Origin of the sequence: Microbacterium helvum (assembly GCF_014779795.1) — a bacterium.
Classification (GTDB): domain Bacteria; phylum Actinomycetota; class Actinomycetes; order Actinomycetales; family Microbacteriaceae; genus Microbacterium; species Microbacterium helvum.
Window position 1 is genome coordinate 77,922 of the sequence record NZ_JACXZS010000003.1, and the last position, 12,979, is coordinate 90,900.

The following is a 12,979-nucleotide window of genomic DNA, read 5'->3' on the forward strand; positions in this document are numbered from 1 at the left end:
CCCGGTCGTCATGCCCGCACCGCAATAGGGTGTGGGCATGACGGTGGCCTTCGTGCTGGGCGGCGGCGGTGTCCGCGGCGCGGTGGAGATCGGGATGCTGCGCGCCCTGCTCGAACGCGGCATCCGGCCCGATCTCGTCGTGGGCACCTCGATCGGCTCGATCAACGGCGCGCTCGTCGCCGCCGATCCGACTCCCGCGGTGATCGACCGGCTGCTCGACGCCTGGACCTCGCCCGAGGCGAATGCCGTGTACGGCGATTCGCTGTTCGCGCAGTTCGCCCGGCTCGTCAAGACAAAGACGCACCTCAACTCCCCGGCGCCGCTGCGGCACCTGCTCGAGCGCGCGCTGGGCGCCGACACCGCATTCGAGGATCTTCCGGTGCGGCTGCGCGTCGTCGCGGCGAGCATCGAGCGCGCGGCCGAGCACGTCTTCGAGTCGGGGCCGCTCGTCGAGGCGGTGCTCGCGTCGTCGTCGGTGCCGGGGCTGCTGCCGCCGACGCGCATCGGCGACGAGCACTTCATCGACGGCGGCATCGTCAACTCGATCCCGATCGCCCAGGCTGTCGACGCCGGCGCGCACACCGTCTACGTGCTGCAGGTCGGCCGCATCGAGACGCCGCTCGAGCCCCCGCGCACCGCGGTCGACACCGCGCGGGTGGCATTCGAGATCGCGCGTCGGCACCGCTACGCCCACGACATCGCGAACCTGCCGGAGGGGGTCGCGCTGCACGTGCTTCCCACCGGCGGTGCGCTCGACGGCGACGACTCGCTGATGTCGTACCGGCGCATGACCACCGTCCGCCGCCGCATCGACGCGGCGTACGACGCGAGCCGCGAGTTCCTGGATGCGCGCGGCATCGGGGACGAGTCGTGAGCTGGATGCCGCCCACCTGGGCGCGTCGGATCGTCCTCGCCCCGCTCGTCATCGTCGCGGCCGTCGCGATGCTCGCCCTGGCCCCGCTGTGGCTGCTCGTCGCACTCGCGCTGACGTCGCTCGTGCCCGGCCGGTTCCGGCTCCCGCGCGTGCTCTGGCTCGTGACCGTCTACCTGCTGTGGGACGCGATGCTCGTCATCGCGATGCTCGCGCTGTGGATCGCGTCCGGGTTCGGGTATGCCATCCGCCGCCCCGGCTTCGTGACGGCGCACTACCGGCTGGCGGCGTGGGGTCTGCGCCTGCTGTTCTGGATCTTCGGCGGGGTCCTGCGGCTCACGATCACGACGACGGGATCGGAAGAGCCGGATGCCGGCGGCCGAGCCGCTTTCGACGCCCTCTTCGCCCCGGGCACACCGCTCATCGTGGCGAGCAGGCACGGCGGCCCCGGCGACTCGTTCATCCTCATCCACACGCTGCTCAACCAGGTCGCGCGACGGCCGCGCATCGTGCTCAAGTACACGCTGCAGTGGGACCCGGCGATCGACATCCTGCTGCACCGGGTGCCGTCCCAGTTCATCGTCCCGTCGGGCTTCGGGCGCAGCGCCCACGGCGGCGGTGCGCGGGTCGAAGAGGCGCTCGGCCGCCTCGCGGCAGGACTCGGGCCGCAGGACGCGTTCGTGATCTTCCCCGAGGGTGGCAACGTCAGCGCCGCGCGCCGCGCCTCGCGCATCCGGCGGCTGCGCGACGCGGGACGCGAGCAGCTCGCCGAGCGTGCCGAGGCGCTGCGTCACGTGATGGCCCCGCAGCCGGGCGGCATGCACGTCGCGCTGAACGCCGCCCCTGACGCCGACGTCGTGTTCATCGCCCACACCGGGCTGGATCGCCTCGTCACGCTGCGCGACATCTGGCGCGAGCTGCCGATGGACAAGGGCATCACGATGCGCGCGTGGCGCGTCCCCCGCTCCGAGATCCCCGTCGACATCGACGCGCGGTCGCGGTGGCTCTTCGACTGGTTCGCGCGCATCGACGACTGGATCGACACCCAACCCCCCGGTCGTTGAGCGAAGCGACGAAGGAGCGGAGACGAAACGCGGCGAGCCGCACTCGAGGACTCCGCACTTCGCGGACGTCGCGGGCGTGGCTGGGTCCGACGGGCGGGTTGCGGCGTTTCGGCTCGCTGGCGCTCGCTCAACGACCAGGAGGGCGCGCGGATCGTCGCGCACGATCATCCCCCCGGTCGTTGAGCGAAGCGACGAAGAGCGGAGACGAAACGCGGCGAGCCGCACTCGAGGACTCCGCACTTCGCGGACGTCGCGGGCGTGGCTGGGTCCGACGGGCGGGTTGCGGCGTTTCGGCTCGCTGGCGCTCGCTCAACGACCAGGGGCTGGGAGAGGGATCAGCGCTGGGGCTTGGGGTGGATCACGCGGCCGGGAGCGTCGCCGTTGCCGCGTGAGGGAACGGGCCATTGCGCGGGCGGCGTCGTGCTCGGGCGCGCCGGGGCGCGCAGCGGCTCGGGCTCGGGTGCCGCGGCCGAGGCAGACGGGTGCGCGGCGGGGGCAGCATCCGTCTGCTGAGCCGCCGTGGTCGGACCGAGCTCGAGCATCACCTTGTTCTCGAGCACCTCGACCGCCTCGTCCGAGATCGAGATGAGCCCGTCGAGCTCCTCGCGCACGCGGCGGTAAGCCAGCTGCCGCTCGGCCGGCGTCGCGGCCTCGTCGATCGCGACCGTCAACAGCTTCTTCGCGGTGTCCAGACGCTTGCGCTCGACCTCGCTGAATCCCGAGTCGCGCAGGCGTCGCGCGTCGCGCTCCGCGACATCGAACGCGACCTCGAAATCGGCGACGGCGTTGCGGTACTCGGTCAGCTGCTCCTTCGTCAGCTTGGCCTTGGCAGAGGCGGGCCGCAGCCCGTCGGCGACGCGTTTGGCACGCAGGAACGCGGCGGTCAGCGGCTGACGGCCGTCGCTCATGGCGGGGAAGGCGATGATCTTCGCGACGTCGAGCTCGTACTCCAGCCAGCGCGCCGTCACCGCGTCATGCGTCGCGAACAGGCGCTCCAGCTGCGTGGCCTGCGTCTCGCGGGCCGGGGCGTCGGCGGCGCCCACCGTCGCCGTGGGCGCGGTGAAGGAGGGGAGGGATGCCGCCGGCACCGCCTTGCCGCGGGCCGCGGCCTGCGCGGATTTGAGCTCGGCCTTGGCGTGGATCATCTCGAGGCGTCGCTTGTGGCGCAGACGCGCACCGCGCTCCCAGGCGCTGCCGACCCAGCCGATGACTCCCATAGCCGGGAACACGACCCACCAGTTGCTGCCGATCCACGCGAAGAACGACCCGAGGACCTCTTCCACCCTGTCATGCTAACGGCCGCCGGGGACCCTGTGTCGGGTCCGGAGCAGGCTGTCAGGTGGGCGGCCTCTCGCGCGACGGTGCGCTCGAGGGTGGCCGCGAGATGAGGGTCGGCAGGCGGTCGGCGAGGTCGGCGATCATCGAAGCTGCGGCGCTGATCGTCGCGGCCGTCGTCGCCGCCGCAGCCTGTGCTGCGCTCGGCGGCGCGGCGCCCGGAACGCCGGCTGCCCGCTCCGCCTCGACCAGCGCCGCCTGCAGCGCCCGCACCGCACGGCGGTACTCGAGGTACTGCTGGGGCGACACGCGGTCGCGCAACGTGGGTCGTGCGGTGAGCGCCTCGCGCTGCGCGCGGAGGAACACGACGGTCGCGGGATGCCGCGAATCGGTCACCTGCGAGTACTTCAGGGCCTTGTCGACGTCGGTCTCATACGAGAGCCAGCGCGCGTTGGCGGCGTCATGCTCGGCCCACAGCCGCTCGATCGGCAGCGGATCGCCGGGCGAACCGGCGCGGTACTGCGAGTACCCGGCCTTCACGCGCGAGCGGCTGGCGCGGAGGGCCAGCGAAGCGGATCTCTCATCCTGCCGGGCGAGCTGCAGCTCGCGGCGGGCCTCTGCGGCTTGCGGCGTCGCCGCCCGCGCCTTGGCCGTCATGACGTCGGCCTGTGCGACCCGCACACGCGCCTTGGCGGCGACGAGTTCGCGGTATGCCTGCGATTCCTCGTGGCGGGCGGCGTCGAGCTCGAGCCGCCGGGCACGGCGGCCTCGGGTCGTCAGGCCGACGTAGGTCGCCGCTCCGGCGCCCGCGACCGCCGGAACGACCCATGCCCAGCCGAGGAGGATCCACTCCACAGTGTCATGGTAACCCGGTGCGACGCGTCGCCGGCCGGGAGTGCGCTGAGTGCGGCTCAGGCTTCGACGAGGCTCAGCCGAAGAGCAGCGCGAAGACCGTCGCGCCGCCGCCGACGAGGATGAGGGCGACGATCGTCACCCACGCGACGATCTTGACGCGGCGCTGCCGTGCGTCGTTGAAGTCGCTGTACTCGTCGTCGTCCGCCGCCATGCCTCAATCCTAGGGTCAGGCGGGCTCGACGACCGTCGCGCCGAAGGCGTCGGGCAGCGTCGAGGTCGACAGGCCCCGCAGCTCGGCGAGCGGAACGGTGAACAGGCCCTGCACCTCGAGTGCCGGCTCGTCGCCGTCCGCCGCGGGGTCGGTCACGCCGATGCGCAGCACCGGGTAGCCCCGGCCCTCGCACAGCCCGCGGAACTTGACGTCGTCCTCGCGGGGCACGCTCACGATGACGCGGCCGGTGGACTCCGAGAAGAGGGCGGTGGCGGCATCCACTCCGTCACGCTCCTGGATCTCGTCGAGCCAGACGCGCGCGCCGACGCCGAAGCGCATGACCGACTCGGCGAGGGCCTGCGCGAGACCGCCCGACGAGAGGTCGTGCGCCGACGACACGAGCGACTGCTGGCCGGCGGCGTGCAGCAGCTCGGCGAGCTTCTTCTCGTTGGCGAGGTCGACGGCCGGCGGGCGTCCGCCCAGGTGGCCGTGGATCGTGCCGGCCCACTGCGAGCCCGACAGCTCGGTCGCGGTCACACCGAGCAGGTAGATGTTCTCGCCCGCGTCCTGCCAGCCCGAGGGGATGCGGCGCGCGACGTCGTCGATGATGCCGAGGACGCCCACGACCGGGGTCGGGAAGATCGGCTGGTCGCCGGTCTGGTTGTAGAACGAGACGTTGCCGCCGGTGACGGGGACGCCGAGTTCGAGGCATCCGTCCGACAGGCCGTCGACGGCCTGCGAGAACTGCCACATGACCTCGGGGTTCTCGGGGCTGCCGAAGTTGAGGCAGTCGGTGACGGCGGTCGGGACGGCGCCCGACACGGCCACGTTGCGGTACGCCTCGGCGAGGGCCAGCTGCGCGCCCTGGTACGGGTCGAGCTGGCAGTAGCGGCCGTTGCAGTCGGTCGCGATCGCGAAGCCGAGGCCGGAGTGCTCGTCGACGCGGATCATGCCGGCGTCGTCGGGGAACGACAGCGCCGTGTTGCCCAGCACGTAGTAGTCGTACTGGTTCGTGATCCACGAGGTGTCGGCGAGGTTCGGGCTCGCGACCAGCCGGGTGAACTGCTCGCGCAGCGTCGCAGCATCGGTCGAGCGGGGGAGAGCCGACGCGGAGTCGTCGCGCAGCGCGTCGATCCAGGTCGGGTAGGCGACCGGGCGCTCGTACACCGGACCGTCGACGGCCACCGTGGACGGGTCGACGTTCACGATCTCTTCGCCGTGCCAGAAGATCTGCAGGCGACCGTCGCCGGTCACCTCGCCGAGGACGCTCGTCTCGACGTCCCACTTGTTCACGACGGCCAGGAACGCGTCGAGCTTCTCGGGCGCGACGATCGCCATCATGCGCTCCTGGCTCTCGCTCATGAGGATCTCCTCCGGCGTGAGCGTGGGGTCGCGCAGCAGCACGTTCTCGAGGTCGACGCGCATGCCCGAACCGCCGTTGGCGGCGAGCTCCGAGGTCGCGCACGAGATGCCGGCGGCGCCGAGGTCCTGGATGGCCTCGACGAGCTCGCCCTTGTAGAGCTCCAGGCAGCACTCGATGAGCACCTTCTCGGCGAACGGGTCGCCGACCTGCACGGCGGGGCGCTTGGTCGGGCCGCCCTCGGAGAACGTATCGGAGGCGAGGATCGACGCGCCGCCGATGCCGTCGCCACCCGTGCGGGCGCCGAACAGCACGACCTTGTTGCCGGCGCCGGTGGCGTTGGCGAGCTTGAGGTCCTCGTGGCGCAGCACGCCGACCGCGAGGGCGTTGACGAGCGGGTTGCCCTGGTAGACCGCGTCGAACACGGTCTCGCCGCCGATGTTGGGAAGGCCCAGGCAGTTGCCGTAGAACGAGATGCCGCTCACCACGCCGTGCACGACGCGTGCGGTGTCGGGATCGTCGATGGCGCCGAAGCGCAGCTGGTCCATCACCGCGACCGGACGCGCGCCCATCGAGATGATGTCGCGCACGATGCCGCCGACACCGGTGGCGGCGCCCTGGAACGGCTCGATGTAGCTCGGGTGGTTGTGCGACTCCACCTTGAAGGTGACGGCCCAGCCCTCGCCGATGTCGACGACGCCGGCGTTCTGGCCCATGCCGACCATGAGCCGTTCCTTCATCTCGTCTGAGACCTTCTCGCCGAAGCGGCGCAGGTAGATCTTCGAGGACTTGTACGAGCAGTGCTCCGACCACATCACGGAGTACATCGCCAGCTCGCCCGAGGTGGGGCGGCGACCGAGGATCGTCTTGATCTGCTGGTACTCGTCGTCCTTCAGCCCGAGTGCCGCGTACGGCTGCTCCTTGTCGGGGGTGGCGACGGCGTTCTCGACGGTATCGGCGACTGCGGTGGAAGCGGGGGTGGTCACGCGGCTCAGCTCCAGAGAATCGGGGATGCCGGACCCCACCAGTCTATTCGCCGTGAGAAGTGGGTGATGGATGCCGGCGGCCGCGGCATCCTCAGCGCCCGAGCAGGGCCAGCGGCACCACCGCGACTCCGTCGCGACGCCGGTACGCGTCGCGACCCGTTGTCACGACGACGCGGTCGACGAGGCGGTCACCGATCTCGGACCGCAGCCAGTTGAGATGGCGGACGTCGTGATCGCTGACGGTGGCTGCGAGTTTGACTTCGACGGCAATCACTCTGCGATCTTCGCCTTCGAGGATGAGGTCGATCTCATGGTCCGTGTTCGCGGTGCGCAGATGATAGGCGCGTACGCCCGCGATGCCAAGAGATGCTCGGATGCTCTGCACCACCAGGGATTCGAAGAGGGCGCCGAGCCAGGTTCCCGATTCCGCCGCGACGCGCTCGCCTTCGCCGCGTAGGAGGCCGTCTCTTCCGACGCCGACGACGCGGGCCGCGAGCGCAGCATCGACGAGGTGGTGTTTAGGCGACTTCGTGAGTCGCTTGAGGGGCGACAGCGCAGGATGCCAAGCTTCGAGCGGGTCGAGGACGAACAATCGGTGCAGATGCTCGCGGTATGCGGCGACCGTCTGACGTGTCGGCTTGTCTCCCTCGCCGGGCGTCGCCGCATCGAGGATGGTCGAATACGACGCGTCCGTGGCTGTCGCGGCCGCATACGCGTTCAGCCACGCGCGGAGAGCGGCCGGGCGGCGGACGAAGACGCCGTTCTCAGGCAGGTCGCGGTCGACGATCCGCTCCAGGTAGCTGTCGAGCTGGACCCTGCGGGGTGCATCGGGAAGGTGCCTGATGCCGGGGAATCCGGATCGGAGGATCTCATCGACGTAGACCTCGACGTCGACGTCGGTACGTCCGGAGATGTCTTTCGTTCCGTCGAACAGGGAGGACAACGACACCGTCGGTGTGACGATCCCTCGCTCTGGGAACGACAACGGTCGCATGTGCATTCTCACGATGCGCCCGGCTCCGGAATGGACCCGCGTTTCGGCGCTGACCCCGGCCGACCCCGCGAGCAGGAATCGCCCGCCATGGGCATCCTCGTCGACGGCGACGCGCACGCGCTCCCACACATCGGGGACGAGCTGCCACTCATCGATGAAGACGGGAGGCTCGCGGTCGACGATGTAGTCGGAATCGCTGCCGACGAGCTCGCGATCCCTGGCCTCGTTAAGGGAGATGACCGTCGTCGCGCGTCGCGTCGCGGTCGCGGTCTTGCCCACGCCTTTCGCGCCTTCGATCGCTATCGCCGCCAGATGCGGGAAAAGTTCGTCGAGATCGTCGTCGATCGCCCGTCTGGTGTACGCCACGAGGGTGAATCTAACAGATGAGCGGAAATCTATCTAACATCTGAGCGGACTTCTATTCAACATCTGAGCAGGATGCCTGACCCCGCCCGGTCGTGATCGCACGCTTCGAGACGCCGTGCTTCTCGGCGAGATAACGGGGGGCGTCGCTCCGCCGCGGCTGGCTGTCGCCTCAGGGGCCGACCTCGGTCATCAGCACCACGCCCCGTGCTGCAGCGCCGCAGTACCGCCCGAACGATGCGAAGTATGACGACGAATCTGCCGCGTCCGGGAGGGCCCCGAGGTCGATGTAGGCGCCGGCACCCTCGATGTGGTCTCCCTGCGTCAGTGTGCTGCCAGAGTCGAGAACGACGGACTCACCGTCCTGATGGGCAGTGTCCGGCCAGATGATCCATGCATGCGTGTCTTCATCGCGCGACCCGTCGTCGAATGTCATGCAACCACTGGGCTCGATCCGCAGGTCGCCGTCAAGCGGCACGGGCGAGCGATCGGAAGCCTCAAGGACCAGATGCCGAGCTTCGGCAGCGAGCGTCGGCAAACCGAACCCGCTCTCGGTGGATACGGAACACCCGCATATCCCGACAATGACAGCGGCAGCCGTCAGTGCAAGCGTCGACAAGCGCCTCATTGTGCTCTTCCAGGTCTGCTGACGGTTCGCACGTCTGCGCTCTCCCGTCGGCGTGCAACGCCGCATACCGCTGCTGATGTTGCTGCCGGACCGGCGAGGCGTGTCCTCGCATCGTATCCAGCGGCCACTCTCCCTGATGTAGGTGTCGGGTGACATCCGCGTTGACAGCCGCTGTCACGAAGTAGCAGTCGATATTCGCTCGGGTAGTGACACGGTCGGTGACAGCAGCGGGATGCCATGATTTCGTCGTGCCGCTCAGTTGGGGGTGCACCCGCGTGCTAGGGCCGCCGCAGGTAGACCCTGCGTCTGCCGCGTTCAGGTCTGTGGTTGGTGACGATGGCGCCTGCTTTCAGACGGTCGAGTACGCGGCGATGTGCGTCGTCGTCCGGGACAAGGGGTCGGGTCGTGCCGCGATCCGCGATGGAGGGGTACGGATCGTTGAGCGCTCTCAGTTCGGCGCGGAGTTCATCCAGCGAGATCGAGGTGGAGTTCGCGAGTAGCGCGATGATGATCGGATCTGTAACGCCACCGATCCGCAGTTGATCGATCGCGGCGAAGATCAAGTCCTCGTTCGAATCAACCGCGAACGTGGCCGCGGCGCGGATCCCGTCACGACTTGCCCCGGAGAAGAACGCGCTGAGCTTGGCGAAGACTGCGCCCTTCTGCGCCGACGGCACCTTCACGCTTCGGAAGAAGTTCGCGAGTTCAGCCGGCGGCAGAGAAGCTGGGGATAGGAATGCGGCTGCGTTCTGCGATCTTGCGAGTGCACTTTCCCGGGTGGGCCAGTCGACGATGAGCGTGCTGCTGAATGTGTCTTCGTCGTCGGCTAGCAGGCCGGACTCGATCATGAGGCCCGCGAGATCCCCGCTCTCGGCTGCGACCGAGGCAGGAGCTAGTGGTGACGGTGTGTTTAAGCTCAGGGCGAGCCTCAACCTGTGCGTGGGGGAAGGGATCGCTTCGGCAGCGCCGAGGACCGCGACCGCAAGTCGAGTACCGTCCACGTCCGATACCGGGGCGGGTGAGCTGATCTCTTCGACCTGGGCGAGGAGAATGCCGATGTTGTCATCGACTGTTCCAACGTGGTCGAGATACGCGAGGAGGTTCTGCACGGATGGGACCATCCGTTTTGTGGCGGCAAGGGCCGGCCACACTTGCTCTGGTACCTCGGTGATGTCGTCGACGTGGCAGTTCGTCGCTGCCCGCCGGACGAGTTGAGTGAGTTGCTCGTCGTTGACGCCTGCCTCGCGTGCTTCGTTGAGGATCGAAATGAACTGGTTTGGATCCTCGATGGTCAGGGTGCCTTCGCGTGCAGCGACGAGGTCGAGGTACTCACCCGCTCGATCCAGAGCAACGCGGTAGACGGCCTTGCTCTTGGACCGGATGGCGTCCAGCGCCAGCGACGACTGTCCCGTCAGATCCTCGACGTTGGTCGCATTGAGCTCGTACGCACCGACTTCCCGGACGCGGCTGCGGGCGATCTCGGTGAGCGGGGTCGTGTCCGGGAGCCGGGTGCCGAGCTTGGCGATGGCGTCTATTGTTCGGTGCTTACGGGGGTTGAGTCCATCACCCTTGTTCGCGGCTGCGCTGATCGAGGGGAATTGCTCGTAGTGGTCGATGATGAGCCAGTCGTTCGGGGGGCCCTCGATGCTCTCGCCGGCGTAGTCGAGTGCGGCGTCGACGAGCTCAGCGAGGATGTCTTGCGACGCGTCGGACACGAAGCTGAGGATGATCTCGGGCATGAGCGGTGCCAGCAGCTGGACGAAGCGGACCCGTTGGGTGCCACCGCGCAGATACGCCTCGCCGAACTTGCTGTCCTCGCTGTCCAAGGCAGTGAGTTGATGGACGATCATCTTCGCTTCTTCGGGGCGCTTTGAGAGGAGGTGGTCGAGGATGTTGATGTTGTATGCGGCTCGGTCACGGAAGATGTCAGTGCCCTTGTCGCCGATGATCGCTTCGACGTCGTCGCCGTCGAGCGGGTAGTGGAAGTCGGCGACGCCGCGATCGAGAGCGTGGACGACGTAGTTGATCGCCTGGGGGCGCAGGTGCTCTCCGTAGTAGATGGAGACGTACAGTGCGTAGTAGTCGTTGATGTAGCCGCTGGCCACCAGGGCGCGTGCCAGTCGTGAGCGGAGGATCCGCTGGGCGGCGTCGGCGAAGCTCTCGCGGTTTCCGCCGGCGGGGCGTGACCGGTACTTTTGCCGATCGTGCATTTCGCCCCACTCGTCGTGTCGGAGGAAGGCGATGTCTTGCCGAGCGGACCGTTGCGCGAGCAGCTCAGCGGCGCGGTCGACCCGCTGCCACTCCGTCGGGTCGAGCGGCTGCCCGAGGAGCGTTTGAAGCTGATCCCTCGTCACTGATAGTTGCGGACCCGTGTTCGGGTTGACGATAACGATCGCGGACGGAGGGGGATCCCCGGCGATGCGTTCCCAGAGCGCGCGGTCTCGCAGTTCCTCACCTCGGAACTGCTGCCCATCGACGCCGAGGTAGGTGTTGCTCACGTAGCGCTTGTTCGGTGTCAGGGCATGAAGGACCAGTTCGGCCCGGATTCCGAGTGTCTGGGCTCGCGCATCCGTCACTCCGTCCAGGGCGAGTCGTTTGGCCGCGGTTCGCTCGCGGTCGTACGCGTCCGCGAGGCTGTCGGTCACGATGTTTCGCCATGCGTCATGAAGTTTGTCGAGGTCGCTGTGGCCGAAGCGGATGGCTTCGAAGTCGGCCATGTGGACGCACTTGTAGAGGATGATGGCGAACAGCCGGTCGGCGTCGAGACCCGGCATCTGATTGGGTGTGCCGAGAAGCCGGCTGGCATAGATGTCGTACTCGTTGCGCATGTCGGTGATCAGTCGCATGTCGGCGACGAACCGTGCCGCTACGTTGATGAGGTCGCGGGAGACGCCGGTGCCCTTCATCGCGTCGAGCATGAGGTCACGCGCGTTGCGGTGGGTGATGAACGGGACGATCGGGATGACGATGTCGAAGAACTTGGTGCGGTTGGCGCGGCGCACCTCGTCGTCTGCTTGGTCGGGCGCTGCGGGCTCGCTCTCCTTCGCCTGATCCTCGCCGACCGTCGCGTCGGCGTCGGCGTCGGTGTTGTCTCCGAGCTTCTCGAACACGCTGTCGCGGAGGGCATAGATGAATTTGATGTCCGGTCGATGTCGATCCTTGGCCTGATCCGGCAGGTTGACGCGGCGGCGGCGCCGGACCTGCTCGGATCCGTTCAGGAGGGTGTTGAGCGCTCGGAGCGTTTCGAAGATGTGAACGTCCTCGAATCGGTCGATGTCTTCGAAGATGACGATGTCGCGCCCGCTCTTCTCGAAGTAGTACACGATCTCGTCCATGTACTGGTCGAAGTAGCTGGACGAGGTGGCGGCGAGTGACACCGTCGCGGGGCCGGCACTCAGCTTCTCCAGAAAGACACGATTGTGCGTGAGCCAGCGAACGGCGTAGACGACCCCGGCAAGCAGCATCAGCAGCGCCACGTTCGCCAGTACGAACCATCCGGCGGCCGGGTCTGGCCCGAGCACGCGCATGAGCGGAGCGGCGAGCCCGACAATCCAGAGGACCACGAACAGCAGCGCGCCGAGGCCGAATGCGACACCCACCTCGCGTTCCCAGCGAAACTGCGACAGCCGACGAAACCTGGAGCCGCGGGTCTTCTCGGGCGCGTCCCGGTACAGGATCTGCTTGACGATCTCCTTCTGGATCAGGTTCGTCTTCGTCCAGGCCGCCGGATTCGTATCGGACTCGCCCTCGGGCCGCTCCTGTGCCACTCCGACGGTCGACAGGGACAGCTCGAGCACCCGGCCCTGGAACTCCGGCATCTCGGTGAGGCGTCTGAGGACGCTGCTCTTACCGGTCCCGTACGCGCCCGTCAAGGCGATGTTCCGGACGTCGTCCTGCTCGCGGAGCGCCCTGACAACCGCGGTGACGTACACGCCGTGCCGCTGCTCGTCATAGCTCGGCGCCAGGCTCCTCAGAGTGATCGGATTCTCAACGGCTGGCAGCGGAGCGTCGGGCATAGCCGGATGCTACCGAGACCCGCCGACGGTGAGAGCCATAGCACGCACTGGATGTCGTGCGTGGACCGCCCTGCGCATCTTTGTCGTTGACGAGGGACGGCTAGCAGTCCAGTCGTGACCTTCGTTCGGACATTGCGAGGATGGCGGGCAAGACCCCAACACTCCCGAATCCAGTCGCCGATGCCGCTCAACGTCCGACAGCAGGTCACGTGAGGGCGAGTCGTGCTCGGCGACGCGCAGCCACGGACGACCTGCGTTCGATCCGAGGGTCGACCATCTCACGACTGCTGGATTCCGGCGGGCGTTGCCGATCAAGAAGTGAGGATCAGCTCGTCGGGCCGTGGACGGCACCGACA

General features: G+C 68.1%; 9 protein-coding genes. 2 read left to right on the forward strand and 7 right to left on the reverse strand.

Annotation, left to right across the window (positions count from 1 at the left end):
• Nucleotides 1–37: 37 nt before the first annotated feature.
• Both IF188_RS05685 and IF188_RS05690 read left to right on the forward strand, forming a co-directional pair.
• Nucleotides 38–874, forward strand: a complete 837-nt coding sequence (locus tag IF188_RS05685) for a patatin-like phospholipase family protein (RefSeq protein WP_191170828.1) — start codon at nucleotides 38–40, stop codon at nucleotides 872–874.
• 5 nt (nucleotides 875–879) lie between these two features.
• Nucleotides 880–1,935, forward strand: coding sequence for a 1-acyl-sn-glycerol-3-phosphate acyltransferase (locus tag IF188_RS05690; RefSeq protein ID WP_191171053.1), 1,056 nt, complete (start codon nucleotides 880–882; stop codon nucleotides 1,933–1,935).
• 335 nt (nucleotides 1,936–2,270) lie between these two features.
• On the opposite strand, the gene IF188_RS05695 is transcribed toward IF188_RS05690, so the two are convergent.
• From IF188_RS05695 to IF188_RS05725, 7 genes are all read right to left on the reverse strand, one after another.
• The gene (locus tag IF188_RS05695) at nucleotides 2,271–3,218 is read right to left on the reverse strand and encodes a hypothetical protein (RefSeq protein ID WP_318152799.1); all 948 of its coding nucleotides are present in this window, start codon (nucleotides 3,216–3,218) and stop codon (nucleotides 2,271–2,273) included.
• 52 nt (nucleotides 3,219–3,270) lie between these two features.
• Nucleotides 3,271–4,065 carry a hypothetical protein gene (locus IF188_RS05700; RefSeq protein ID WP_191170829.1) on the reverse strand — a complete coding sequence of 265 codons (795 nt, stop codon included), beginning with the start codon at nucleotides 4,063–4,065 and terminating at the stop codon, nucleotides 3,271–3,273.
• Nucleotides 4,066–4,138: 73 nt separating this feature from the next.
• Complete coding sequence (locus IF188_RS05705; protein WP_191170830.1) at nucleotides 4,139–4,276, reverse strand: hypothetical protein; 138 nt, start codon at nucleotides 4,274–4,276, stop codon at nucleotides 4,139–4,141.
• A gap of 15 nt (nucleotides 4,277–4,291) precedes the next feature.
• Nucleotides 4,292–6,622 (reverse strand): phosphoribosylformylglycinamidine synthase subunit PurL, encoded by a 2,331-nt coding sequence (gene purL / locus IF188_RS05710; RefSeq protein WP_191170831.1) that lies wholly within the window; start codon nucleotides 6,620–6,622, stop codon nucleotides 4,292–4,294.
• A gap of 91 nt (nucleotides 6,623–6,713) precedes the next feature.
• On the reverse strand, nucleotides 6,714–7,982 hold the full coding sequence (locus IF188_RS05715) for an ATP-binding protein (protein WP_191170832.1): 1,269 nt from the start codon (nucleotides 7,980–7,982) through the stop codon (nucleotides 6,714–6,716).
• A 169-nt stretch (nucleotides 7,983–8,151) separates the two neighbouring features.
• A complete protein-coding gene (locus IF188_RS05720; RefSeq protein ID WP_191170833.1) occupies nucleotides 8,152–8,598 on the reverse strand; it encodes a hypothetical protein in 447 nt (148 codons plus the stop codon).
• Nucleotides 8,599–8,885: 287 nt separating this feature from the next.
• A complete protein-coding gene (locus tag IF188_RS05725; protein ID WP_191170834.1) occupies nucleotides 8,886–12,623 on the reverse strand; it encodes a YobI family P-loop NTPase in 3,738 nt (1,245 codons plus the stop codon).
• Between the last annotated feature and the right edge of the window lie 356 nt (nucleotides 12,624–12,979).